Origin of the sequence: Vibrio sp. Vb1729, from assembly GCF_033338655.1 — a bacterium.
GTDB lineage: Bacteria > Pseudomonadota > Gammaproteobacteria > Enterobacterales > Vibrionaceae > Vibrio > Vibrio alginolyticus.
This window is the reverse complement of the sequence record NZ_JAWOTB010000044.1, coordinates 1-25,505: the sequence shown is the minus strand read 5'-3', so window position 1 is coordinate 25,505 and position 25,505 is coordinate 1. Positions and strand designations below refer to the sequence as shown.

Sequence of the window (25,505 nt, the reverse complement as noted above, 5' to 3'; positions counted from 1 at the left end):
CTCCGTTTAAACCGGTATTTTTAGTGTCCTTTTGAGTTAACGGGAATGGCATGGTTGATACGAAGCAAGCTCATGATTTCTAAAGGTTGGCCTGATACGTTTTCAATACTCATGCTTCTTTCACGTTCAACTAGACGCTTATATAAGTAAACAATGGCACCAATCCCTGAAGAATCAAGAAATTGGACGTGCTGTAGGTTAATTTCGACTTCTTTGTGATGATTGTTGTGAATTACTTCATCAATGTGATGTTGTGCTTGTCGACAGCCGCTTGCGTCTAAGTCACCAAAAAACTCAATGGCTAACTTGTCTTGATTGATTTCTAGTTTGCGTAATTCCATGACTCTGTCTCCGTTTGTTTTCTAATTGGATATAGAGCAGGTAACGTGCCAATTTTAAACTATTTAAAAATCAAAAGTTTAAGCGCTGTTGATGATATTGTTCAATTTGAGAAAGGACTGATTCTCAAATTGAGAATCAAAAATGCACAGAGAAATGGTTTGCTTATAAGAGGTGTTGAACCTAAAGAAGTCATTAGAGCGGGGGATCTCGTCATGATTAGATTCCAACTCGATTGACGAACCATCCGCCTTACGTGAATAACGTGTAACGACTAAATGCAAAACCTGTCATAAAGTTTATGATTATCTTTGCAAATTATTACTAATGTTGATTGTTATGAGTCGAAGAATAACTAGTAATAAATAGGTCATCGAGAGGACTTACGTTTCAATAAAGGCGATTTTTTGTACAAGGTCTTCTTATGCCATTAAAAATGACATTAATTGCGCTGGCTGTTATGGCAGCGTCTTCACAGCCTCAAGCGGATACTTCTCTCGCACCACCAGTTTCTCTTGCACAAAGCTATCAGGATGGCATTGATGTGTCTGAATATTGGTATAGCGAAAAACTTGATGGTGTTCGCGCTTATTGGACTGGGCAACATCTCGTGACGAGAAATGGTAATCGAATCTACGCCCCAGATTGGTTTACAGGACCTTTACCTGATTATCCATTGGACGGTGAACTTTGGGCTGGGAGAGGTAATTTCCATCTTGTTCAGCAAACGGTGTTAGATAAAACTCCTGTAGAGTCTGCTTGGCGACACATCGACTTTATGATCTTTGATATGCCATATTCCGCTGGTGATTATCGGAAGCGTTATTACAACATCAAAGACTTAGTGCTTGAAGTCGACCAGCCTCATATCAAATATGTCGAGCACCGAGCGATTCAAAATGAAGCTCATCTGTTTACACAGTTGGATAAAATTTCAATATCCGACGGTGAAGGGGTGATGTTGCGGAAGGTATCAAGCCGCTATCAGGCTGGACGCGGTAGTGATTTGCTTAAACTAAAACGATACGCAGATGATGAAGCGTTAGTTGTGGGTTATAAGCCAGGAACAGGGCGCTTATTAGGTATGATGGGAGCAATGTTAGTTCGCTTACCAAATGGCATTGAGTTTTACATCGGTAGCGGATTTACCGATGAAGTGCGTCGCCAGCCTCCGAAAATTGGTTCAACCATTACATTTAGATATAACGGTTTTACACATACTGGTAAACCGCGTTTTGCTCGATTCTTGCGTGAAAGGTTGAAGGAATAGAACGCTCTGCACTTACTAGTTGCCAACGGTTACGCCACATCGTTTGAAGAGACCCTGCCAAAACTGAACGTGGTTTAGGGTTTCTTGCCTAAATGTCCTATGTGCCTCAATTATGCCATACTGGTGACCATGGAGTTGCATACGGTTCTCCACCAAAGTGGCACCATCATTAAGTTGTTGATAGGTACTGTCTAAATAAGCCAAATAAGGTTGCACTTCTTCAACGTAAATGGATTGAAAGACATTTCTTAAGTAGCGGAACTGAGTGGTGTCTCTGTTCGGCCCGCACAATACATTGCTCTGGTTCTGCTCAAGTAGCTGAGTTGTCGCTTTTAACCAAAGGGATGTGTTTACCATTGAATAGTAAAGTCGTCCGAGTAAACGAGATTTCTCTAACTCTTCTTGATATTGCGTAACTTCCACATCGGGTAGACGTGAGACCGCGCGGTGGGGTAAATCATACATTTCGCTGAAAATACGATAGACATCGTTAATGCGTGCAATATCATTCGTCGTGTCTTGAGATAGCCAATCAGAGGCAGTTAGTTGCTTCTGCATGGCATCACTTACGAGTAGTAAGTTGTCGAGATGAATGTCTAAGTGTTGCCACTTGGTTGAGTAAAGCTCTGTCAATGTCGCGCGTTCTTCATCGCTAAGTGGAAACTCGGATAAACATCGATGCATGACTCTTAAAAGGGCAGTTTGATAATCAAAATCATGAAAGGCATCCTGCACCTTTCCAAGTTGCGAGTTTTTCTCAGCAAGTAAATTGAAGAGTCCGCACTGTCGTAATTGATAGCTCTCTAGCAGGCCAATAGATAGCCTTGGCAATGGCTCGAACAAAACGCGTTTCGCAGGAATCGTTACCGTAGACTGTAATTCTATTGGAATAGCAGGAGCTTCCAATACATTGGCTACACGTTGATGATACTTATCAAACATGGCGTTCTCTGGATTAAACCAGTTATCACAACCATTAAGAATCAAGATTAAGAACAATAAAATAGACCGCACAAATATCCTTTTTTATAACTTCGTATCCGTTGTCTAGAGAGCAAAATCAACCGCTTCGTAATCTTGTTATAAGTATACTCAACCGTGTGATTATTCGATCAAAAAAGCCAGCGGAAGCTGGCTTTTTTTACTTTTTATTGAACTGAAAAGTTCAATTGCACTTCTGGCTCTTGGCGATGCATCCAACGCATTCTGACGCCTAACATAAAGGCCGCAGAAGATAGGCCGATGATAAAACCAAGCCAGAAGCCTTGTGCTCCCATTGGCTCAACAATCCAGTCTGTACGGCCAAGGACGTAACCAATTGGCAAGCCAAGAATCCAATAAGCAATAAAAGTACGGTTGAAGATGGCTCGCATGTCTTTATAGCCGCGTAATGCACCAGCTGCGATCACTTGAACCGCATCCGTACATTGATAAACAGCGGCAAACACGAGCAGGTGCATCGCTAGAGTGATTACCTCTGGGTTGCTAGTATAAAGCTCGGCGATCCACTCACGAGACAAGACGGTTAAAATCGCTGTGAGAACGGACAATGCTAGACCAACCATAATGCCGACTCGTGACGCTACGCGCGCGCCATCGACGTTTTCTTCACCAAGTCGATGGCCGACACGAATGCTTACTGCTGCACCAATACTCATTGGTAGCATAAATACCAACGAGGAGAAGTTAATCGCGACTTGATGCGCTGCCACAATGATAGGACCCAGTGGTGAAACGAGCAGTGCAACAACAGCAAACAGTGTCACTTCAAAAAACAGCGCTGCTGCAACAGGAAAGCCGAGCTTGAATAGACGAACTTGCGCTTTCCATTGTGGGCGATGCCATTCTCCAAATAGGTTGATGCTTTTCAATCGCTCTGATGTCATCACATACAGCAATAGCATGGCAAACATGACCCAGTAAACAATCGTGGTTGCTACACCACAGCCAACACCGCCTAATTCAGGTGCACCAAACTTGCCGTACACGAAAATCCAGTTTAGAGGAATGTTGAGCAGCAAACCGATAAAGCCAATAACCATTGCCGGTTTCGTCAATGACATACCATCCGTAAAGCTTCTAAGCGTTTGGAAAAGTAAAAAAGCGGGTACTGCTAATATAACGGCATGAATGTATCCCACCGTTTTTTCAGCCATCAGTGCTTCAACATCCATCAGCCCGAGAATAAACTGGGTTTGAAGCAGGACTGCAATTATCGGCACACTGATCAGCAATGCCAAAACGACGCCTTGCTGAATTTCAAACGGGATTTTCACTCGACGACCAGAGCCATTTAACTGTGCGACAACAGGGACCAATGCCATTAATAAACCCACCCCAAACAAAATGGATGGTAGCCAAATACTTGAAGCGACAGAAACCGCAGCCATGTCGGTGGCGCTAACGCCGCCAGCCATTACGGTATCAACAAACCCCATACCAGTTTGAGCGACAGATGCGATCAATACCGGGGTCGCCAATTTGATAAGACTTGATGCTTCTTCTTTATAGCGATGCACGAAAAATACTCCAGAGCGGAACAATAAGTTGAAAGAATGAGAGTACTCGAGGGCAAAAGATGTGGTGAACGGATCTGATGGTTGATTTTAGTCACGATAAGGTGAAAAAATGCCTCGGAGAAACTCCGCGCAAATGATAAACAATTGTATGTTTATATTCCATAGCTAGGTAGTGAATAGTCGATAACACTGACTGGACGCTCTCCACGCTAAGGATACGCTTTTACTGAGAACAGCAGCGAATCATGGTAATGTTGAAGCATGCATGAGAACAAACCAGTGTTCATTAAGCCATGGCTTTATCGCCTGAGGTCTTTATTTCCGACCTGTAGCGCAGTGTTTAGGGCTTAGTCTTCGACTACAGTTGGTATTAAATCAATAGGTAAAAAGAAATGTTTACAGGAATAGTTCAGGGTACGGCGAAGGTCGTTAAAATTGATAAAAAAGAACGCTTTCAAACGCACGTTGTCGAGTTAAGCGATGAACTTTGTAAAGGGTTAGAAATTGGTGCATCCGTTGCACACAACGGATGTTGTCTAACTGTGACTAAGATCGAAGGCAACCTTACCAGTTTTGATTTAATGCAAGCGACATTGGCTCTTACTAATTTAGGTCGGCTGGTGGAAGGGGATAGCGTAAACATTGAGCGCGCGGCTAAGTTTGGTGACGAAATAGGCGGACATAGCATGTCTGGTCATATTAGTTTGACGGCAGATATTGTCGATATCATCGATACGCCCAATAACCGCACGATTTGGTTCCAACTGCCGCAAGAATCAATGAAATATGTATTAGCGAAAGGTTACATTGGTTTAGATGGCTGCTCGCTAACTATTGGTGAAGTTGAAGCGTGTCGTTTTTCAGTACACCTAATTCCAGAAACCTTGCAGCGAACGCTTTTCGGAGTGAGACAAGTAGGGGAGCGTGTTAATATTGAGTTTGATCCTCAGACTCAAACAATTGTTGATACTGTTGAGCGCGTTCTTGCAGCAAAACAGCTTTAGAATGAGAAAAAGGAGCCTAGTGCTCCTTTTTCATTTAAGCGTTTTTATATTTCTGATGTTCACATGCTCGAGCTGTTATTCGTAATTGTCATCGATAAATAGTTCGACCTTATCTTGTAACTCATCCACTCGCATATTTAGGTGGATAGCGTGGCAACAAGCTGGGCAATCATCATAAAACTCTTGGTCACCATTACTTGCATCCAATGTAATGCCGATAGAGTGTCCGCAATGCGGGCACTTTACATACCTTTCGGTATAATTTTTCATACAACAACTCCTAATCTCGCAGGGCTTTTAAACACACTATTCATCAAGGAAGTACAGCCCTTTACTTACTTTGCCTACAAGGAAAATAGGCACAATCCAAAGTTAAGTCTCCTTTGATATTAGGTCGAGTTGTTGCTAATTGAGTCGAAATAAGTACAAAACTTGACCCCAAACTCAACCTTGAGCTTAGGGTGATCTTCTGTAGTGATGTGCCTCGAGATTTTACATCTTGAAATATGCAGTGGCTTCCAAATTAATAAGAAATGATTTTATTAATAACCAGTTGAGCCTGTTCCAAGTAATGGCCGCCAAACAAATTACAATGGTTGAGAACATGGTAAAGGTTATAGATATCTTTACGCTCTTCATAGCTTGAAGAAAGTGGCATAACCGATTCGTAGCCTTGATAAAATTCTGGTTGAAATCCACCAAAAAGCTCCGTCATCGCAATATCACACTCCCTGTCCCCCCAATAGCACGCAGGATCGTAACAGATAGGACCGAATGCAGTGAGTGCCGCATTTCCATTCCATAAATCGCCATGCAACAAAGAAGGTTCCGGAGCATGGTTTGCTAGCCGCTGTTTTACGACATCGATAAAGTCATCGATATCAACCAAGGTGACGCCTTTTTCTTTAAGGAGCTGTAATTGCCATCCTATGCGTTGCTCAGCAAAGAATACACACCATTTCTTGTGCCATTTGTTGGGCTGTAGAGTCGAACCGAGATAGTTGTCGGTATCAAAACCAAACTCTTTTTGCTCGCCCCACTGGTGTAGGTGAGCTAATTGCTGCCCAAATTTAAAGCTGTTGGGACCATCTTCTAATGGTTTCGTTGGAAGGTAGTTAAGAATTAGGAATGAGGCATTTTTGGTTTTACCAACCAATACCACCTCAGGTACAAATAGGGTGGATGTTTCACGCAAAAGATGCAGGCTTTCAGCTTCTACCTCAAATTTCGACAAAAACTCGCGATCGTTAATTTTCACAAAATAACGTTGCTCGCCATCATTGATCATGTAGCTTTCACTGATATCCCCACCAGACAGCCTTACTTTTTCCGTGATCTGGTAATCGAACAATAAAGTATCAGAAAGCTGTTGCGATATTGCTTGCCACATACAAAACCTCGCGAATCTATTTGACCACCAATAGTTTAGGATAAATAGCAGGGAGTTGGCGCTATGTTGAGCATACTTAGTAAAGAAACCTTCCTCTTAGTGTAGTCAATTTGTATAAATGTGAATCAAATCGCTTATAAGCCTCTGATTTGTTGGCTTAGCATATGGAGATGAACGTTTACAACAGGTATTATGATTTTTTTGACGTTAGTTCCATTGGTGGCATGAAAATACTGATATGTGATGACTCAGCTGTTGCAAGAAAGCTTATTGCGCGTTCTATCGTACAAGATACATCATTGCATCTTATTGAAGCGCAAGATGGTTATGAGGCGCTTAATATTCTTGCTGAGCAAAATATCGATATTTTGTTTCTCGATTTAACGATGCCCATAATGGATGGTTTTGAGGTCCTCGAATCATTACCTGTTAGTCAGTACCCGACCAAAATCGTCATTATTTCTGGAGATGTTCAACAAGAGGCAAAACAGCGCTGTCTCGATCTTGGTGCTCAAGCTTTTATCGCTAAGCCTCTGACAGAAGAGCAGGTGCTCCCACTATACGAACAATTAGGGCTGCATTATGCGTTCAAACCTAGTCATTCGGTTGATTCTAAAAACCAGGGTTGCGAAGAGCTTTCCTTACTAGCCAAATTCCGTGAAATTGCGAACATTGCCCTTGGTAAAGGGGCTGCGATTATGGCCGACCATTTACATGAGTTCATCCAACTTCCTGTTCCTCATGTTGGACCTTTGTCCTACGGCGAGCTTCATATGACACTGGTTGATGTGGTTGGGCGTGACAGTTCCGTTGCGGTAGCGCAGAGGTTTGTCGGTGGTGGTATTCACGGAGAGGCACTGGTGTGCTTACGTGGTAGGGATATCAATCAGATTGGGGAAAAATTAGGTTACCTCCTTGAGTTTACGCCTCATAATGAAATCATCTTGAATATCTCTAACCTACTGGTTTCGTCATTTCTCACGTCGTTAGGCGATCAACTCGACAAGCAGTTCTCACTTCGTCAGCCAGGCATTGTGGATACCTTAACACCTTATTGTGAAGAGCAAGGCGAGTTGGGCGAGCTCTTTACTATCGAATACACCTACATGGCAGAAGCGCTCGATTTCGAGTGCGAGGTACTGTTTTTAATTGATAAGCCATCCGTAGAAATAATCTATGAAATCATGGAGCTAATCTAATGTCCGATATCACGCTGGACATAGCAGACTTTCATTGGGTCACACAAATTCTCGATACGATGGATTCAGGGCTTATTGTTTTGGATCAAGAGTATAAAGTGTGTGTGTGGAACAGTTTTATGCAGTCATACAGTGGCGTTCTATCACAAGAAATTCTTGGTGAATGTTTATTTGAGCATTTTGAAGAGCTGCCAAGAACTTGGCTAGAAACCAAGATAAAAGCTGCCGCCGATCTGGAAACTCGTTCTTTTTCTAGCTGGGAAAACCGACCGTATCTTTTTAAGTTCAACAATTTTTCTCCGGTTTCAAACAGCAGTGATTTTATGTATCAAGATATCGTGATCACGCCGTTAATTGGGCTCTCAGGAGAGGTCAGCCACATAGCGATTCAAGTCAATGATGTTTCTGAAACTGCGAGAAATCGCATTCATTTGAAAGAAACAAATCAACATTTGTCGGAAATCAGTCGCAAAGATGGTTTAACAGGTTTATTTAATCGCGCTTATTGGGAGCAATCATTGAAAGATGAGTTTGCTCACTTAAAAGTTATCGACGGACCATGCTCATTAGTAATATTCGATATCGACCACTTTAAGAAGGTGAATGATACTTATGGTCACCCGACAGGGGACGAAGTCATTCGTCGAACCTCTGCATTGTTGAGAAAAACAGCAAGGAGCAGTGATATCTGCGGTCGTTTTGGTGGTGAAGAGTTTACGGTACTACTTCCTCACACAAACCAGGAGCAAGCTTGCTATTTCGCAGAGCGTTTGCGCAAAAGAATTGAGCAAGAGATCGTGAAAGTGGAAGATTTTTTGATTAATTACACGATAAGTATTGGTGTTTGCGAGTATAAGCCTTATTTTGAAACTCACACTCAATGGTTAAAGAGTGCCGATGCTGCGCTGTATCGTGCAAAAGAAAATGGTCGTAACCAAACCTGTTTGCATGAAAATGGCTGAAATATAAAAAGGTTTGAAGAAACCCTGCATCCGAATTCAGTGAAGCAAAGCTCAATTGTTTGAAAATCATCCAGTTGGTTCGTGAATGTTTGTTAATATGAAATAAGTTAATGAAATTTTCTCGGCATGTCTTACTATTGAAACTATTCTGCTTTCAGCTTCGAAGGCTTGCAATAAACGGAGAAAAACAGTGGTTTTAGAAACCGATGGATATCTCGCTCTTATCGAGCACTTGTCTCTAAATCTAGATATTTTTACGACCGAAATTGGCGACACTGGATCCGAAAGCATCGAAGATGTTGTCACCGATATGGTGGCTTCAAACATCATGGCGATTTTTGAGCAAAATCCAGAACTTCACTCGAGCGTACGTTTCAAATTGTTGAAAGAGGCTGATGCAGTTGTTGAAGATCTTGGTGAGATATTGGCTGGGGTATGGCATAAAAAAGCGACCAATGAACAGATCACGTTCCTTGATGAATACATCGCTCTGGTCAAAAATCTGTTCGATAATGCTGTTGCGACTTACGACTGATATTGTTTTAACTTACAGTAATGTCCGGTTAAGAGTAAGAAGAGTTACATTGTAACTCTTCTTATTTGCCAAAACTTAGATGCCCAGTATGGGTTGTCGATTCTTGAAATAATCACACCTCTAGACGTCGATGCATGCATGAACTGCTTGTTACCCAAGTAAATTCCGACATGATAAGTTGTACGTCTTGTTTTAAAAAACACTAGATCCCCTTGCTTGGCATCCGTCCAACTTAACTCCACACCTTGCGTTGATTGCTGCCTCGTTGTCCTTGGTAACGAGAGCTGATAAGCCTCAATAAACGCTTTTTGTACAAATGCTGAGCAATCAATTCCAGATTTCTGTGTCCCGCCTAAGCGATAAGGCGTGCCGTGCCACTCTGTGTAAAACTCGAACAAGTCGGGGTTGTCCGACAATAGCTGATTTGTAGGTGCTGTCACTTGAGCTTGCTCACTAGGCTCAGGCCCAGAAGAGCAGGCGCTTAGTAGCACACTGATTATCAAAGGAAAATATACTCGACGCAAATCACCACCTGTCATCTCTATGACTCACAACTGAAATATTAGTGTCATAACCAATCCATAGTATGGGCTGCAAATCACGGTTTTGTCTCACAAATGTGACGGAATCACTGCAGAACCGATTCAACCTTAAGAAAGAATAAAAATTGATTATGGCAAAGCGAAAATGCTCACGCACATCACTTTCACTGATTCAGGCTGTCAGTGCAACATTTTTAACTATCATTGCTCTTGTTATAGCCCTTTCTGTCTCAAGTTTCAAAGGAATGGAACAGGTAGGGGAACAATTTGAAGACTTGTCGCAAAAAGCATTACCAATCGCGATGGCAAACGCAAAGTTAACCAGGAATGTATTGGAGATGGTTAAGCTACTCAACCATGGTATGCAGATTACTGAGCCGAAAGAGTTGCCTCTCGTAAAAGAGCAAATCGACTCTCTTGCAACTCAAAGCACAACTTTGGTTGTGAAAGCGTCTGGTGTAGCTCAGCAACTCTCGGAGGAGTTAGACACCAAACTAGCGCGTTTACATAACATCACGCAGTCCATTTTGTTGAAGCAATCTTCGGTGATACAAATTCAAATGGATATTGATGCCGCTGTTGGTGGTTTTCGCTATGGGCTTAGCTCTATCGGCCCGGAAATGAATCGAATCAGTTCGTTCCTTAGTGCTGATAATCCTGAGTCGAGCGATGCCGCTAACCGTTTCATTGCTTCTGCAAGCTCAATGGAAAGTACGTTCTTAGTCATGATGATGCACTCAGAATTAAACAAAGCCGAAAAAGAATACCGAGAAATGCGAAATCGCATAGCAGGTATTAAACTCGCCTATGAAGACTTCCAATCTTTCCATCCTGAAGTAAGTGAATATGCAAGCTTAACCGCACCATATGAGATGGTGAAACAAGGCTTTAGTGAAAAGGGCGTGCTGCGTTTGATCCTCGCCAAACTAGAACAAGGGGAATTGCAACGTTCAGAGTTTAAACAGGCTTCGATGCTTGCGGATGAAACCATGCGGTTACTTGATCAAATCTCCCAAACCGCTGGTCAGTTGATCGATGAAAAGGAGCGGGTGGTCAACGAGACCATTGAATCGGTGAGCGTTGTGCTCGTGTTTGCGGCGTGTGTGATTTCTTTTATTATTCTTGTTACTTGGTTTAGTCTCAAGTCATGGACAAACCGAGGGTTAAGGAATGTACTAACGCGTCTTTCAGCACTTACCGAACATGATTTTCGTGACAAGGCAGAAGAAGTTGGCCCCTATGAGCTGAAAGAAGTAGCACGAAAGTTGAATCAAGTAATCGATTCCACACATGACTCCATTCAAACGGTGACGCGCAATTGTGAAACGCTTTATCAGACGGCAGAAGTAAGTCACAGTGCAGCCGAACAAACAAGTGATGGGTTGGCAACACAAAATGAAGCGTTGTCGAGTATGATCACGACCATAACGCAGCTTGAAGCCTCTATTCGTGAAATAGCAATGGTGACAAATGCATCTTCACAGGACTCGCTCCTTGCAACCCAACACACTGAAAAAGGGGTTCAAGTCGTGGAACAAAACCGCGAACGTTTGGAGTCATTAGAAAGCTCTTTGGATGTAAATGAACAGTCAATGTTAGAGCTAGACCAGCGTGTAAAACAGATTCGTGAAATGGTCGATATGATCAGTGGGATCGCGGACAACACCAACTTACTTGCTCTCAACGCGGCAATAGAGGCTGCCCGTGCTGGTGAGCAAGGGCGTGGATTTGCGGTTGTCGCTGATGAAGTTCGCAAACTTGCAAGTGATACCTCTCAACAAACTACGAACATCCGAGAAATGATGAGCGAGCTTATTACTGCCGCAGAGCGTTCGCGCCAAGCAGTTAATGATTCAAGAGAAGAAATGACCCACGCGCTACAGTCCAGCAATGAAGTGAAATCGACATTTTCTGATATCAACCTCGCGGTTAAGCACATTCAAGAACGTGTTGAGCAAATCTCAGTTGCTACAGAAGAACAAGAACGAGCGACGGCAGATGTATCTCAATCCATCACGCATATTTCTGATCTTGGCGAACGCACAAAGCTGCAGCTTGAGTCTATGGTTGAGAGTTCTGAGCAAGTGGCGGAAATTGCCGGGCACCAGCAAGCAATGCTGCACAAGTATGAGCTTCATCAGACTAAGTAAATGAGATGTTTCCACCGACTAAAAGCAGAACCTCGGTTCTGCTTTTTTGTTACGGCTACTCATTTAATGGCTCCTATTTGCATTGCAAAAGTGAGTTACATCTCATCTCGTTCATTTCTAAAGGGTTTAGTTATCACAACGTGATGTTAATGCTTTGTTCGAGGGACTCGTTGACTAGAATGTCGCTAGAATTCAAAGGAATGAATCATGCAGCTTCATGCGATTTCTTTATATCCAGAGAAAGCTAAAGCCTTTTGCTTGAAGCATAAGGAGTGGTTTTGTGATCGATAAAGTTTGCCCCGTCGTTCTACGTAATCAAAATCAAGAGATCCTACTTTTTAAACATCCGTTGGCGGGTGTTCAGCTCGTCAAGGGCACTGTTGAAGTGTTTGATGAAAGTTACATCATAGCAGCCAAGCGGGAGCTCGCTGAGGAGTCTGGTATCACACATGTTCGTTCCGCACGATATTTATGCTCATGGGACAGTGGCTTTCAAAATCAAGTATGGCATTTTGTTTTGTGTGAGTGTGCTGGCCTCGCTAATTCATGGCTGTTTCATACGCAAGACGATGGCGGACATGATTTTGCGTTCTTCTGGCACGATGTCGAGAGCGGCCTTCCCGCGAATGCACATACTGTGTTTCAGCGCGGGCTGGAAAAGGTACGAGAGTTGATAAACCAAGGCGTGATTTAAAGGAGGATTTTGTCATTGCATTGGCGGATTTGGGCGAAACGCCACAGCAAACACTATGCTTCTACTAGAAGCAAATAAAGAAGGTAGAGCAGCCGTTACTGTTCTCATCGTGTTGATAATGGCACTGTCGATCTCAAAAATGGCGATGAGATTACAAATGTTTAAGTGACTTCTATATGCTTTGCTCATTCATTCAGATAAGGAAACGGTAATGGATAAATTCGTCGTGTTTCTCTTATGCCTTTTTATGACAGTTGGCGGAGTGGTTCATCTTTATGACAACATTGTTGGTGGCTTTTTACCTTACGATTTTGCGCCACGCTGGTTGAATATGTATTGGAGCGCTTTGGGACTATTGGACTTATTAGCAGCGTATCTATTGGTCAAGCATCGCCGCTCTGGCCTAGTCGTTATGTTATTGATTCTTATAACCAATGTTATCTTTAGTTCCCACGCTCACTATACATTAGAAATATTAGATAACAACGTCGCCCTACAAATGAAGACACTGTTTTTAGGGTTCTCATTTGGGGTATCTATCTGGTTATGGAATGCGCGAAAACATAGTCAATCGCGCCAAATATTTCGTTAATTATTATTTTCACAACACTCGATTAAGGATTGTAAACAGGGACTCGTTATGAACGATTTTAAAGACTTGGCCAGTTTTGCTGGTTTCAGCGTACTGACAGGTTTGAGCTTTGCCACCACTTTCTTCAGCCTTGCTTTTCTATACAGCTCAATAGAGGCACAGCAAGTAATGAACACCAATGCTTTGGCATGTGCAGTGCTTGGTGTTGTTGGTTTATTTGTTGGTATTACTCAGTTAAACAAAAAGCGTCAGCTAGCAGAAAACTAATCTGTTCTTACACATCATGAGGATGAAGTAGTGTTTAACAGGGGTTTAGGCTTGGTCTATTCGTTTTGTTGACATACTTCATCCAACAATATTTTTTCAACCATTACTTCTTCTCTTTATTGTAGCGAAAGGGCTGCGTTAAAAGCTTATCTAATCTTTGCTCTTCTTCGTCTCTAATTTCCGGCACACCAATAACAACATCATCATGACCCAACTTAGGCTGAGCTCGGTATGTCCCAAAAAAGCGATCCCAAACTGAAAGGAAAAAACCAAAGTTTGAGTGGGTCTCTTTTACTATCACTGAATGGTGCACGCGATGCATGTCTGGTGTAACGATGACGTTTCGCAGTTTTTGGTCTATGGATAAAGCCAGTTTTGCATTACTGTGATTAAACATCGCGCTCGCATTAAGCACAATTTCAAATACCACAATTCCGATAGGTGAAACACCTAAGATAAACACGGCTGCAATTTTTACTCCCATTGAAATGATTATTTCGAAGGGATGAAAGCGTGCGCCTGTAGTGACGTCTATGTCGAGATCGGCGTGATGCATTCGGTGAATCTTCCACAGCGGCTTTACATGATGAAAGACAACATGCTGAGCGTAAATGACGAAATCAAGCAAAATGACGGTTAGAAAAATATTTAACCAAGCGGGGAGGGACAGAATATTGAGCAGCCCCCATTGTTGCTCCTGAGCTATGACCGCAGCTTGAAAGGCGGCGATAGGCATGATTAAAGCAATAACTAGGCTGTTAAAAGCGACCAATGACAAGTTATTGACCCAGCGAAACCTGCGCGAAGCGGTCAGTGTTTTTCTAGGCAATTTGTTTTCCCAAATGGCACAAAGCAATAATACGCCAAGGAAAAAGCCTAATCTGAGCCATGAGGGTTCTTGAAATGTCGTGTCTGTCACTGTCATTCCCTTATTTATTTCTTTATCTATGACCGAGATAAGAGTGAAATTATTTCAACACACTGCTGATGGGCTTATCTTGAGGCGAAACCATAATATCAGTAGAATCGCGCTCTACTTTTTACTTGGCATTACTTACCATGAGAATTCACGCTTTCCACCGTTTATATCAGTACCGACAATCTATCTCAACCAAGCCTTTCAACGCGCGTGGATGTAAAGTGGTTCGTTGCCAATATTGCCAGGTTTCTGAGCAACACTGTTTGTGCAACCTTCAGCCAAACATCAAGGCCAATATTGCATGTATGTTGATTGTTTCTGAAAACGAAGTGTTTAAGCCAAGTAATACCGGTCGTCTAATCGCTGATACGATTCAAGAGACTTACGTGTATCAATGGAACCGAACAGAACCGTCTGAAGAGATGCTCGCGCTACTACAGGATGACAGTTACCAACCGGTGATTGTATTTCCTGCAGACTATGTGGATGATCCCTCTCGTTTAATTGAAGATCTAGAGCCAGGGCGATTGGTAAAAGAAGATGTCGAGAACAAAAAATGGTTGCTGATCTTTATTGATGGTAGCTGGCGTGAGGCACGAAAGATATTCCGTCGTTCTGATTTTCTTAAATCTTTGCCTGTGCTTTCCATTGAGCCGGAATCTCTGTCTGAATACATCATGCGCCGCTCCGAGAATGAGCAGCATCTTTCAACCGCCGAAGTCGCGACATTAGTTTTAAAACAAGCTGGTGAGCCTAAAGCTGCGGAATGCCTTCAATTGTGGTTTGAAGCCTTCAGAGAAACTTACATGCTGAGCAAGACTCGAGTCAAAAACGACCCTAACCAGCCTCACTTGAAACGTTTCAAAGAGTGGATGAAAACCGAGAGCTGACTCTAAGGAATGAGCTTTTGTTGATGGTATGTTGTTCAACTGGCTTCGGTGAGGGGATAAATCTGCATTCGGTCACGGTTTGCAGGCGTACAGATATGGATAATGCCATCAGTTTGTACTTTTGACTCTAGCCATTTTGAGAGTCGTTTGAAGCATTTTTTAGGAGAGAAATACATGTATTACGGCTTTGATGTCGGTGGCACTAAAATTGAATTTGGTGCATTTAACGAGAAGCTTGAGCGTGTAGCGACGGAACGTGTACCTACACCAACAGACAACTACGAGCTGCTGGTTGATACCATTGCGGAATTGGTGAATAAATACGATACAGAGTTTGGCTGCGAAGGTACGATTGGTCTTGGCTTGCCAGGTATGGAAGACGCCGATGATGCAACGGTACTAACAGTTAACGTTCCTGCGGCAAAAGGCAAACCACTTCGTGCTGATCTGGAAGCTAAAATCGGTCGCAGCGTAAAAATTGAAAACGATGCAAACTGTTTCGCGCTTTCTGAAGCGTGGGACGAAGATCTTCAAGATGAACCATCTGTACTAGGTTTGATCCTTGGTACTGGTTTTGGCGGTGGCTTTATCTACGAAGGTAAAGTATTCTCTGGCCGCAACCACGTAGCGGGTGAGTTGGGTCACACACGTCTTCCTATCGACGCATGGTTCCACCTGGGCGAAAACGCACCATTACTTGGCTGTGGCTGTGGCAACAAAGGCTGTTTAGATAGTTACCTATCTGGTCGTGGTTTCGAGCTTCTTTACGCGCATTACTACGGCGAAGAGAAGAAAGCGATCGACATTATTAAAGCGCACGCAGAGGGTGAAGAGAAAGCAGTAGAGCACGTCGAGCGCTTTATGGAGCTGCTAGCAATCTGCTTTGCAAACCTGTTTACTGCAACAGACCCACACACCGTTGTACTTGGTGGAGGCTTATCTAACTTCGAATTGATTTACGAAGAGATGCCAAAACGCATCCCTAAACACTTATTGTCTGTAGCTAAGTGTCCTAAGATCATCAAAGCAAAACACGGTGATTCAGGTGGTGTACGCGGCGCTGCGTTCTTAAACATCAAGTAGTGACTGAAACCTTACTCGATACAAAGTAAGAAGAAATTTAAAGCCCCGTTTAGACCATCAAGGTAAAACGGGGCTTTTACTTGTATATCGAAGTAACTTATATACCCAAGTAACTTCTATATGCTTGGGTATAGAGCACGAACAAAAAATAGCATGCATAAAAAACTCGCGACGAATCGCGAGTTTTCTGTTTACAGCTAAGCTTATTTGTTCTTTTTGCCTACGCCTAGGTTTTCTTTTTGAGCTAGGGTGATTTTACTAAAGCCTAATTTTCTGAAGTAGTTGTCGCGGTAGTTGCGCACCGCTTTAGTGTCAGACACTGCTTCGATTTGTTGCTCCATCTTTAGGAACTCAGTGATATCGATACCTTCTGCCTCGGCAACTGCTTCTTGAATGTTGCGGTGTTGCTGGTATGAGAATGTCAGTTCTTTGTCTTGGTCTTTGTAAGTGTAAAGAATGGTGCGAGCCATAGCTGTCTCTCTGAAAAGGTTTCTGTATTAAACAAAAAGGCCAGACTCGCTGACCTTTGAATTTCTAGTTTGAGCTAGATTTTGCCTTGAAGTGGGATAATTGTCACGCTTTCTCCCGCTTTTACTGTATCAATAGCTGGGGAGATTTCGATCAAACAGTTTGCCTCACTCATTGAGCGCAAAATACCAGAGCCTTGCTTGCCTGTTGTACGAACGGTTAAACGGCCAGTTGCATCCAGTTCATAGACGCCACGGCTAAACTCGGTACGACCTTGTCGAGAGCGAAGGTTTTCAGTCGCGATGGCATTCACTTTCAGAGGCTTCCAGCCTTGTTCGCCTTGCATCTTACGCAGTGCAGGCTCAACAAAGTTGATGAATGAAACCATCACTGCCACAGGGTTGCCCGGCAGACCAAAGAACGGCTTGTTGTTGATTTGACCAAACGCTAATGGACGTCCCGGACGCATGTTGATTCGCCAAAAATCGATTTGACCAAGTTTATCCAAGGCAAGTTTGATGTAATCCGCATCACCAACGGATACGCCACCAGAAGTCATAACCACGTCCGCTTGCGCCGATGCGTTTTCCAATGCTTCAATCATTAACTGTTCGTTGTCTTCCAGAATACCGAAGTCCAAGATCTCGCAGCCGAACTTTTCAAGCATGCCCATGATGGTAAAACGGTTGGAATCGTAGATAGAATTCGCTTTTTGCTCTGTTCCCGGCGCTTGTACTTCGTCACCGGTGGAGAACACGGCAACTTTCAATTTTCGGAATACATTCGCTTCACCAAAGCCAAGCGAAGCGATCATGCCCATTTCTGGAGAGGCGAGGCGAGTGCCTGCGGTAAAGACGTCACTGCCGATAGCGAGATCTTCACCTGCTTGACGAACGTTTTGGCCTGCTTTGATATTCGCACCGTTAAAAGTGACCCTGTCACCTTCTTGAATGGCTTGCTCACGCATGACCACTGTATCGCCGTTACGTGGTGTTGGTGCGCCAGTCATGATCTTAACTGCTTGACCAACTTCCAGAGGCTGATCGTAAGCATGGCCCGCCATCACTTCAGCAACCACTTGGTAGCTATCACGGTCAACATCATCACTGCGGATGGCATAACCGTCCATCGCGGAGTTGGTGTATTGCGGCACATTTACTGGTGAAACGATATGTTCCGCAAGAACGCGGCCATAGGCGTTTTCAATCCTGCATGCTTCTATTTCCGAAACCGCGTTCACCAAAGAAAGGATTTTCTCTTGGCCTTGAACCACAGAAAGGAAAGCAGGAGAAAGTGTGTCGCAACATGCGGCGTCTTTCTCTTTAGATTTTGGTGCTTTTGCATCTTGAACGTATTGAAGAACAAATTGAGCGATGGCATCCAAATCATTGATGTTCATTTGAGGGAGCTCAGAATCTAACCCCGCAGTGTCTGAAGCGATAGCGATGATGTTTTCATCGTTTGGATAAAGCCAAGGCTTGCCGACTTCTTCACGGTGCAATTCGATTTTAGGAAACGCGATGTTTTTGCAGCCTTCGACCAAAACCACATCAAGCATGTCTTCATCAAAACGTGTTAATAGGTATTCAAACTCCGCTTCGGCTTCTGGCGTTTCTGTCATTAACGCAAAACGGTTGCGAGAAGCAATCAGCATTTGAGATGCGCCAGCTTTGCGTAAACGGTAGCTGTCTTTACCCGGCTTATCGACATCGAAGTTGTGGTGCGCATGTTTTAGCATGCCAATGCGTAAACCTGCTTCAGTCAGCTTTGGCAATAGGGCTTCAAGTAGCGTGGTTTTGCCTGTGCCTGAATAAGCTGCAAAACCAAGAATAGGAATGTTTAGCGTGTATTTCATGATTCTAATTGTCCAAATTGCGCCAGTTCTTCCGGAGTGTTCAAGTTGACGAAACAGTTTGGTGAGTCGCTAAAGTCAACGTAACTGGTGTTGCACTCTTTGTAGAGCAGAATGATTTTGCGGTCGCCACGTTCTAAAAACGCGGTGAGTTTTGGCAGTACGCGCTTGTGGTAGAGCGTAAAAACAGGTTGCTGATGGTCACCATCATGCGCGACCAAAATATCGCTGTCTTCTTTGACGAACTGGCAGAAACGCTCGACAAGGTCGGTGTTAATTTGTGGACTATCGCAAGGTACAAATCCGACCCAGTCAGTTTCAGCATGCATCAAACCCGCGTGAATACCGCCCATAGGCCCAGGGAAATCTTTGAATTGATCACTAAATACGAAACCAAATTTGCTGTACGCATCTTGGTTTCTGTTGGCATTAATTAAAATGCGTGGAGTTTGTGGAGATAAACGTTCAATAACGTGTTCGATGAGTGGTTTCTGATTTAACTCAATCAGACCTTTATCTTTTCCACCCATACGGCTGGCTTGGCCACCAGCCAAAATGACCCAACTAGTTTGTGTTGGTTGAAGCATATGCATTCTCTTGGGATGTTTCTTTTGGTATGACATACAACAGAGGAGACTCTATCAAAGTCTTGTCTTTAATCCACCACTGTTTTTTACATAAGTCGGTCAGTGCGTTGGCCTGATGGCTTGTCACCACGATACTGGAACCACGATCCAAAAGATCTTTCGCCATCACCACCAATCGTTCAATGGATTCTTGGTCTAAAGACGCACTTGGCTCATCCATCAATAAAATCGACGGCTTTAAGATCCAAGCCCTTGCCATGGCAACGCGCTGTTTTTCACCGCCGGACAACACGGAAATATGTTCGTCCGCTAAGGTTTCTAAACCTACCATGCGCAGCGCGTGAATAACTTGAGCTCGCTTATCTTTTTGCGTGTCTTGTTGATATTTCACTCCATAGACTACGTTTTCATATACAGTGCCGTCAAAAAGGTAAGGGGATTGATGGAGATAAATCACATCGACACGACCATTGCGACGCGTCAGTTTTTTCAGCCACGTATCTTTTGGCGCAACAACATCGCCAGTAGAGGGTTTGAGCAAGCCAGCAAGGATTTTGAGTAGGGTAGTTTTGCCCACACCATTGTCACCCTTGAGATAAATGGCATCATTTGGGCCGATGGCTAACTCAGGGATGTGGAAAAGCACACGCTCTTTAAAGCGCATGGATAACTGTTCGGCGGTGATTTTTATAGTCATAATTCGCCTCGACATGGGGTTAATGGTGAGTCGTTTGTTTGCTTCATGTTCTATGTTCTGAGGTAGCCTTTGCCTCTCATACTTGATAAGAAGAAGTTTAGAGCCAACGCTAAAGATAGTAATACAATTCCTAATGCAACTCCTTGCGCAAAAGCACCTTTACTGCTTTCCATTGCGATAGCCGTGGGAATATTTCGCGTCACGCCCATAATGTTACCACCAACCATCATTGAGCAGCCCACCTCGGTCACGATACGTGAAAACCCTGCAATGATAGCCGCAAGTAGAGGAAAGCGGGTTTCCCAAATCATCGTAGCTGCCAAGCGCGGAATGGAGACGCCCAGCGTGATGGCAGTTTCCACTGCACGACGGTCGCTAGATTGTAATGCACCATGCATCATCGATACCAAAACAGGGAAGCAGATCACCATTTGGCCGAAGATCATTGCCTTCTGAGTGAACAGCATTTGCCAGTCTCCCCAAGGGCCAGCACGCGACAGCAACATGTACAGCAACAGGCCAATCACCACGGTAGGGACCGCTTGCAGCGTATTTACGATCGACAACAAAAACCATTTACCGCGAAAGTCGGTATACGCCAGTACAAAGGACATCAAAATAGCCGGCAATACCACTAGGGATATTGCCGTGATAGAAACACTAAAGGAGACCGCAACGATCTCCCATAGGTCTGCATCAAAATTCACCAGTAAGCGAAGCGCTTCCAGTGTTGTATCAGCAAGATTCATATTGCGTTATTTGCTCTCAGCATTCGCAACAAACAGTTGTTTACCGTTTAGGCGGAAACCATTGATAAGTTCCTGTCCGCGAGGGTTTACCAACCAATCACTGAATGCCTTCGCACCTTGATAGTTGATCGTTGGGTAACGCTCAGGGTTAACAAGAATAACTTGGTACGGGTTAAACAGTTTTTCATCGCCTTGGAACAGAATTTCTAGATCCAATTTGTTTTGGTAAGCCAGCCATGTGCCGCGGTCCGTCATGGTGTAGCCTTGCATTTCAGACGCCATGTTTAGAGTTGGGCCCATACCTTGACCTACGCTACGGTAGCCACCAAAGTTCGGTTCGATTTTAGTTTGAGCCCAGAAGCCCATTTCTTTTTTGTGCGTACCAGAATCATCGCCGCGAGAGATGAACGTTGCGTTTTTGTTTGCGATCTCTTTGAATACATCTAAGACGCCTTCGTCATTTTTGATTGTTGCTGGGTCAGCTTTCGGGCCTACAATCACAAAGTCGTTGTACATTAGCTTGCGAGGTAAAACGCCGTAGCCTTTCTCAACAAATGCGCCTTCAGCTTTTGGTGCATGTGTCATCACCAAATCTACGTCACCGTTTTCGCCCATTTTTAAGGCTTTACCCGTACCTGCAGCAATAACATCGACTTTGTAGCCCGTGTCTTTTTCAAATTGTGGAAGCAGGTAATCAAGTAAACCTGAATGGTAAGTACTGGTTGTGGTTGCAAGGCGAACATGTTCTCCGTCTTGAGCAGAAAACGCAGAGTAACTTACAAGCGTGATAGACGTTGCAGCCAGAGTTAGCGCAATTTTTTTCATTTTTATGTGTTCCTTTCCAATGATTCTTTGGAATCTCTCCAGGTTTTAGGGAGAAGCCTTTTTGGACGAGAGCGATTAGCGTAATACGCAAGTTGTCTTAGGGTGTTGGAATAAGCAAACATCAACATCCTGAGATCACTTAAATGCGCTCCGTATCCACCTTATAGCAAACAAGATGCCAACCTTTTACAAGCTTAAAGTGCTTGGTTTATGCACTAAATCATGGGGTTATTTGCATAAAAGTTTGCGTTGGTACAAAATGTCGCACTTTTTGTAGGGTATCTCTGTTTAAACTTGGTACACTCTGTCCCATCGAAATCCATCTGGGGTAAATATGTCTACTCAATCCCATCTTAGTACAAACCAACAATATAGCGCCTTTTCCGTACTGGTCGTCGATGATGAATTAGGCATGCAAGCCATCTTGAAAAAGGCATTGGGTAAGCTTTTTTCACATGTCGATACAGCTGGTAGCATCGAAGAAGCAGAACAACTGCGTAATTCTCGACATTATGATCTGATCTTACTGGATATTAATCTGCCAGGGCGTTCTGGAATTGAGTGGGAAGAAGCGTTTGAAGATGATGACAAACGTGCCGATGTGATTTTTATGACGGGTTATGCGGATTTAGAAATTGCCATTCGAGCGCTACAGCTCGGTGCTTCCGACTTTATCCTCAAACCATTCAACCTTGAGCAGATGTTAAAAGCGGTCAGTCGCTGTATGGATCGCCGTTTGAACGAACGCATGCAATACGCCATGACACGCGATTACCAACGTCACAATACCTCAGAGATCATCGGCGGCTCAGAAAAAACGCGTCTGCTTAAGCAACTTATTAACCAATTTGCACCATCACGCGCTTCTGTTTTGGTGGAAGGTGAGTCGGGTACGGGGAAAGAACTAGTTGCACGAGGTATCCACCAGGCGAGTGGGCGAACGGGCCCGTTTGTGCCAATCAACTGCGGCGCGATTGCACCTGAGCTACTTGAAAGTGAGTTATTTGGTCATACATCGGGCGCGTTTACCGGTGCGAAAAAATCTCGTGAAGGTTTGTTCCGCGTAGCAAATGGCGGCACCTTGTTCCTCGATGAAATTGGGGAAATGCCACTTGCAATGCAAGCGTCGCTGTTACGCGTTTTGGAGCAGCGTACGATTCGCCCTGTCGGTTCAGAAAGAGAGATCAGTATTGATGTCCGTATCGTAGCGGCAACCAACCGAAACCTGCAAGAAGAGGTCAATCAAGGTAATTTCCGCAGTGACCTCTATTACCGTTTAAACGTTCTGAAAATTGAAGTGTGTCCGCTGCGAGAGCGCAAAACCGACTTATTTGAGTTGGTGCCATTTTTCAGCAACATGCTGACGCGCGAGCTCGGTATGCCTGCGCCCAAATGGGCGCACGAGGACATGGAAGCCATGAGTGAGTACGATTGGCCGGGAAACATTCGTGAGCTGAAAAACTTGATTGAGCGTTGTATCTTGCTTGGCAAACCACCTGCACACTATTGGCGAGAGCTGAATGGCGGGCATTCACTGCCTAATGTATCGATTACTGTTTCTCACTCTGCTGAGTTACCAACCTTTAGAGAAGGCAAAGAATTTACTGGCGAAGGCTATCCAAACAGCTGGACGTTAAAAGAAGTCGAGAAAGCACATATTAAACAAGTCGTTAACTTGCATGAAGGCAATAAGTCTGCTGCTGCTCGTGACTTGGGCGTAGCTCGCAAGACCTTAGAACGTAAATACAAAGAATGGGATTCTGAGGATGAGGAATATGCCGACTAACGGCCCACAGTACAAAGGATTGTCAAAATGGACGCACCGTTTTAAAACCATGGTGCGTTATCGCTTGTTATTCTTAACCTCTGCGCCGATTTTCCTCACATTGTTAGCTCTGATCGGCATTACCATTTATTGGTCTATTCATTACACGTGGCAAAATGCGCTGCTTGATGTCTCGGAACGTCTTGGTGTTGCAAATAACAGCGTAACGTTGTTACAGCAAAAGCAAGCCAATTACGTGCGGGCGTTTGCCGATTCGTACGATTTCCGTATTCGCATTAATCAAGGAACGCCACAAGGTGACCTGCAAAAGTGGGTCACAGAGCAGAAGAAAAGATATGCTTTAGATTTTCTCTCTTTCCAACGCGTTAATTCCATGGAAAACAAATTCCGCTTTATGGATCTCACCAAGCGCGAATCGTTTTTTGATGTACTCAATAAAGAAGAACTCGAACGCCTCGATCCTGAACTCGCCAAACGAGCAGAAGTGCCTATTCTTGCTGATGGTGACAGGGAGGCGCGTGGGTTAGTCAGTCGAACCGTGATTCCGGTATACAGCCAAGAGAACGATTTGATCGGCTTTCTGGATGGTGGTTTGCTCCTTAACAATAGTACAGTGCTGGTGGATCAAATCCGCGATCTCATATACTTAAGTGATAATGACCGCCTTCGCCCTGTGGGTACGTTGACGGTATTTCTCGATGATTTGCGTGTGAGCACCAACGTTCCTCTAGACAGCGATCATAGACTAGGGCGCGCCATAGGCACTCGCGTGAGCGCAGAAGTGTATAACCAAGTACTTTCGAAGGGTGAACAGTGGGTTGACCGAGCATATGTGTATGACGCTTGGTATATTACGGCGTATCAACCGATCAAAGACCAATACGACAACGTCATTGGTATGCTTTATACCGGTTACCTAATGTGGCCATTCGTTAAAGCCTACATGACGAACATTGCCGAAATCAGCTTGATTACGGTTATGTTATTGCTGGTTTCCGGCGTGATGGTATATCGCGGTTCTTATGATCTGTTTCGACCGATCGAACGCATTCATAAAGTGGTGAAGCAGGTCCAACAAGGTAAAGAAAAACGGATTGGCCCGTTAGGATTAGATGGCGATCATGAACTTGCGCAGTTAGCCAGACAGTTTGATGATATGTTAGACGCGCTAGAAGAGCGCAAAATTGAACTGAAAAACTCCGCAGCTCAACTTGAATGCAAAGTTCAAGAGCGTACGGCAAGCCTGAGAGAAAAAACCCAAGATCTTGAGCTGCATATTCAATTGCTCAACCAAACCCGCGACAAACTCGTTGTTCATGAAAAACTGGCAGCATTGGGAGAACTCACCGCGGGGATTGCTCACGAAATTAATAACCCAACCGCCGTGATTCTTGGCAACGTAGAATTGATCCATTTTGAATTGGGTGACGATGCAAGTCGAGTACAAGAAGAAATTGATGCGATTCACGCACAAATTGATCGTATCCGCAATATCACACGCAGTTTATTGCAATACAGTCGCCAAGGCGGTGTTCAAGATGAAATCACTTGGCAACATGTCAATCCTATCATTGATGAAAGCATCACCTTGGTTAAAACTGGCACCAAGAAACGCGACGTTGAGTTTGTGACTGACCTACAAGCGCATACGTCCGTTGAGATAAACCGTCACCACTTGCTACAAATCTTAGTTAATTTGCAAATGAACGCCATTCACGCAATGAGCGGTAAAGGAACTTTAACAGTAGTCAGTGAAGACTGGATTGAAGAGGGCGAAGTGAAAGGAGCCGCGATTCATGTTATCGATGAGGGCTGCGGTATTAAACCAGAAAACTTGAGTCGAATCTTCTCGCCATTTTACACAACTAAACGAGAAGGCACAGGGTTAGGGCTATCGGTCTCCCAAAGTATTCTCAGCCAAACGGGTGGTGAGTTAAAAGCAGAGTCTGAATGGGGAAAAGGCAGTAAATTCAGTATTTATTTACCTAAAAAAGCCGAACTGATCCTAGAGGTGACGAACATCGCTTAGTCACTTTTTTGAAGTATTTGACCCGTCCTGATATGGGTTGACACTTTTTAACTAAAACGCTCGATGTACTTCATCGGGCGTTTTGTATTTTAAAGCCGTATGAGGCCTCATTTGATTATAGATATCTACGGACTCTGCTACCATCGTCCTTGCTTCT

Annotated in this window: 27 protein-coding genes; 13 read left to right on the top strand and 14 right to left on the bottom strand. The window is 43.9% G+C overall.

Annotated elements, in window-relative coordinates; all coding sequences use genetic code 11:
• Nucleotides 1-20 precede the first annotated feature (20 nt).
• On the bottom strand, nucleotides 21-341 hold the full coding sequence (locus tag R7E29_RS16885; RefSeq protein ID WP_017634929.1) for an STAS domain-containing protein: 321 nt from the start codon (nucleotides 339-341) through the stop codon (nucleotides 21-23).
• A 422-nt stretch (nucleotides 342-763) separates the two neighbouring features.
• Here R7E29_RS16885 and R7E29_RS16880 point away from each other — a divergent pair, with 422 nt between their 5' ends.
• The gene (locus tag R7E29_RS16880) at nucleotides 764-1,609 is read left to right on the top strand and encodes a DNA ligase (RefSeq protein ID WP_017634928.1); all 846 of its coding nucleotides are present in this window, start codon (nucleotides 764-766) and stop codon (nucleotides 1,607-1,609) included.
• 15 nt (nucleotides 1,610-1,624) lie between these two features.
• Here R7E29_RS16880 and R7E29_RS16875 read toward each other — a convergent pair whose 3' ends face one another.
• A complete protein-coding gene (locus tag R7E29_RS16875; protein ID WP_054576897.1) occupies nucleotides 1,625-2,623 on the bottom strand; it encodes a DUF3080 domain-containing protein in 999 nt (332 codons plus the stop codon).
• A gap of 134 nt (nucleotides 2,624-2,757) precedes the next feature.
• Complete coding sequence (locus R7E29_RS16870; RefSeq protein ID WP_005377626.1) at nucleotides 2,758-4,128, bottom strand: MATE family efflux transporter; 1,371 nt, start codon at nucleotides 4,126-4,128, stop codon at nucleotides 2,758-2,760.
• A 392-nt stretch (nucleotides 4,129-4,520) separates the two neighbouring features.
• Here R7E29_RS16870 and R7E29_RS16865 point away from each other — a divergent pair, with 392 nt between their 5' ends.
• On the top strand, nucleotides 4,521-5,132 hold the full coding sequence (locus R7E29_RS16865; protein ID WP_054576896.1) for a riboflavin synthase: 612 nt from the start codon (nucleotides 4,521-4,523) through the stop codon (nucleotides 5,130-5,132).
• A 75-nt stretch (nucleotides 5,133-5,207) separates the two neighbouring features.
• On the opposite strand, the gene R7E29_RS16860 is transcribed toward R7E29_RS16865, so the two are convergent.
• Nucleotides 5,208-5,402: a CPXCG motif-containing cysteine-rich protein gene (locus R7E29_RS16860; protein WP_017634925.1), complete on the bottom strand. Its 195-nt coding sequence runs from the start codon at nucleotides 5,400-5,402 to the stop codon at nucleotides 5,208-5,210.
• A 253-nt stretch (nucleotides 5,403-5,655) separates the two neighbouring features.
• On the bottom strand, nucleotides 5,656-6,522 hold the full coding sequence (locus R7E29_RS16855; RefSeq protein ID WP_005377623.1) for a fructosamine kinase family protein: 867 nt from the start codon (nucleotides 6,520-6,522) through the stop codon (nucleotides 5,656-5,658).
• Between the two features lie 224 nt (nucleotides 6,523-6,746).
• Between R7E29_RS16855 and R7E29_RS16850 the strand changes: the two genes are divergently transcribed.
• The 3 genes from R7E29_RS16850 (at nucleotide 6,747) to R7E29_RS16840 (ending at nucleotide 9,218) form a co-directional block, all read left to right on the top strand.
• Nucleotides 6,747-7,721: a response regulator gene (locus tag R7E29_RS16850; RefSeq protein ID WP_021033872.1), complete on the top strand. Its 975-nt coding sequence runs from the start codon at nucleotides 6,747-6,749 to the stop codon at nucleotides 7,719-7,721.
• Complete coding sequence (locus R7E29_RS16845; RefSeq protein ID WP_017634922.1) at nucleotides 7,721-8,683, top strand: GGDEF domain-containing protein; 963 nt, start codon at nucleotides 7,721-7,723, stop codon at nucleotides 8,681-8,683. The genes R7E29_RS16850 and R7E29_RS16845 overlap by 1 nt, the downstream gene beginning before the upstream one ends.
• A 190-nt stretch (nucleotides 8,684-8,873) precedes the next feature.
• Complete coding sequence (locus R7E29_RS16840; protein ID WP_005377620.1) at nucleotides 8,874-9,218, top strand: DUF3802 family protein; 345 nt, start codon at nucleotides 8,874-8,876, stop codon at nucleotides 9,216-9,218.
• A 44-nt stretch (nucleotides 9,219-9,262) separates the two neighbouring features.
• On the opposite strand, the gene R7E29_RS16835 is transcribed toward R7E29_RS16840, so the two are convergent.
• Nucleotides 9,263-9,757, bottom strand: coding sequence for an NlpC/P60 family protein (locus tag R7E29_RS16835; RefSeq protein WP_005377619.1), 495 nt, complete (start codon nucleotides 9,755-9,757; stop codon nucleotides 9,263-9,265).
• Nucleotides 9,758-9,891: 134 nt separating this feature from the next.
• Here R7E29_RS16835 and R7E29_RS16830 point away from each other — a divergent pair, with 134 nt between their 5' ends.
• From R7E29_RS16830 to R7E29_RS16815, 4 genes are all read left to right on the top strand, one after another.
• Nucleotides 9,892-11,910, top strand: coding sequence for a methyl-accepting chemotaxis protein (locus R7E29_RS16830; RefSeq protein WP_054576895.1), 2,019 nt, complete (start codon nucleotides 9,892-9,894; stop codon nucleotides 11,908-11,910).
• 280 nt (nucleotides 11,911-12,190) lie between these two features.
• On the top strand, nucleotides 12,191-12,604 hold the full coding sequence (locus R7E29_RS16825; RefSeq protein WP_005389540.1) for an NUDIX hydrolase: 414 nt from the start codon (nucleotides 12,191-12,193) through the stop codon (nucleotides 12,602-12,604).
• A gap of 211 nt (nucleotides 12,605-12,815) precedes the next feature.
• Nucleotides 12,816-13,196: a hypothetical protein gene (locus R7E29_RS16820; RefSeq protein ID WP_005377611.1), complete on the top strand. Its 381-nt coding sequence runs from the start codon at nucleotides 12,816-12,818 to the stop codon at nucleotides 13,194-13,196.
• A gap of 48 nt (nucleotides 13,197-13,244) precedes the next feature.
• Nucleotides 13,245-13,463, top strand: coding sequence for a hypothetical protein (locus tag R7E29_RS16815; RefSeq protein WP_005389537.1), 219 nt, complete (start codon nucleotides 13,245-13,247; stop codon nucleotides 13,461-13,463).
• A gap of 103 nt (nucleotides 13,464-13,566) precedes the next feature.
• Here R7E29_RS16815 and R7E29_RS16810 read toward each other — a convergent pair whose 3' ends face one another.
• Nucleotides 13,567-14,388 carry a sterol desaturase family protein gene (locus tag R7E29_RS16810; protein WP_411912750.1) on the bottom strand — a complete coding sequence of 274 codons (822 nt, stop codon included), beginning with the start codon at nucleotides 14,386-14,388 and terminating at the stop codon, nucleotides 13,567-13,569.
• Between the two features lie 134 nt (nucleotides 14,389-14,522).
• On the opposite strand from R7E29_RS16810, the gene R7E29_RS16805 reads away from it, so the two are divergent.
• Together R7E29_RS16805 and nagK are read left to right on the top strand one after the other, a co-directional pair.
• The gene (locus R7E29_RS16805) at nucleotides 14,523-15,272 is read left to right on the top strand and encodes a tRNA-uridine aminocarboxypropyltransferase (protein WP_054576894.1); all 750 of its coding nucleotides are present in this window, start codon (nucleotides 14,523-14,525) and stop codon (nucleotides 15,270-15,272) included.
• Nucleotides 15,273-15,446: 174 nt separating this feature from the next.
• Nucleotides 15,447-16,355, top strand: coding sequence for an N-acetylglucosamine kinase (nagK, locus tag R7E29_RS16800; RefSeq protein ID WP_054576893.1), 909 nt, complete (start codon nucleotides 15,447-15,449; stop codon nucleotides 16,353-16,355).
• 203 nt (nucleotides 16,356-16,558) lie between these two features.
• Here the strand turns inward: nagK and R7E29_RS16795 are convergent, their stop codons facing one another.
• The 6 genes from R7E29_RS16795 to R7E29_RS16770 form a co-directional block, all read right to left on the bottom strand.
• Entirely contained in the window at nucleotides 16,559-16,825 is a 267-nt protein-coding gene (locus tag R7E29_RS16795; protein WP_005377584.1) for a DUF2960 domain-containing protein, read from the bottom strand.
• A 74-nt stretch (nucleotides 16,826-16,899) separates the two neighbouring features.
• Nucleotides 16,900-18,678, bottom strand: a complete 1,779-nt coding sequence (locus tag R7E29_RS16790) for a bifunctional molybdopterin-guanine dinucleotide biosynthesis adaptor protein MobB/molybdopterin molybdotransferase MoeA (RefSeq protein WP_054576892.1) — start codon at nucleotides 18,676-18,678, stop codon at nucleotides 16,900-16,902.
• A complete protein-coding gene (gene mobA, locus R7E29_RS16785; RefSeq protein WP_005377572.1) occupies nucleotides 18,675-19,262 on the bottom strand; it encodes a molybdenum cofactor guanylyltransferase MobA in 588 nt (195 codons plus the stop codon). Before mobA ends, R7E29_RS16790 begins: the two co-directional genes overlap by 4 nt.
• Nucleotides 19,240-19,959 carry an energy-coupling factor ABC transporter ATP-binding protein gene (locus R7E29_RS16780; protein WP_017634914.1) on the bottom strand — a complete coding sequence of 240 codons (720 nt, stop codon included), beginning with the start codon at nucleotides 19,957-19,959 and terminating at the stop codon, nucleotides 19,240-19,242. Before R7E29_RS16780 ends, mobA begins: the two co-directional genes overlap by 23 nt.
• A 50-nt stretch (nucleotides 19,960-20,009) precedes the next feature.
• Entirely contained in the window at nucleotides 20,010-20,708 is a 699-nt protein-coding gene (locus R7E29_RS16775) for an ABC transporter permease (protein ID WP_005389524.1), read from the bottom strand.
• 6 nt (nucleotides 20,709-20,714) lie between these two features.
• A complete protein-coding gene (locus tag R7E29_RS16770; RefSeq protein WP_005389522.1) occupies nucleotides 20,715-21,533 on the bottom strand; it encodes a substrate-binding domain-containing protein in 819 nt (272 codons plus the stop codon).
• A gap of 334 nt (nucleotides 21,534-21,867) precedes the next feature.
• Here R7E29_RS16770 and R7E29_RS16765 point away from each other — a divergent pair, with 334 nt between their 5' ends.
• Together R7E29_RS16765 and R7E29_RS16760 are read left to right on the top strand one after the other, a co-directional pair.
• The gene (locus R7E29_RS16765; RefSeq protein WP_017820677.1) at nucleotides 21,868-23,319 is read left to right on the top strand and encodes a sigma-54-dependent transcriptional regulator; all 1,452 of its coding nucleotides are present in this window, start codon (nucleotides 21,868-21,870) and stop codon (nucleotides 23,317-23,319) included.
• Nucleotides 23,309-25,348, top strand: coding sequence for a cache domain-containing protein (locus tag R7E29_RS16760; protein WP_054576891.1), 2,040 nt, complete (start codon nucleotides 23,309-23,311; stop codon nucleotides 25,346-25,348). Before R7E29_RS16765 ends, R7E29_RS16760 begins: the two co-directional genes overlap by 11 nt.
• A 51-nt stretch (nucleotides 25,349-25,399) precedes the next feature.
• Here R7E29_RS16760 and R7E29_RS16755 read toward each other — a convergent pair.
• Nucleotides 25,400-25,505, bottom strand: a 106-nt coding sequence (locus tag R7E29_RS16755) for an integrase core domain-containing protein (RefSeq protein ID WP_213885287.1), incomplete at its 5' end; no start/stop codon positions are given.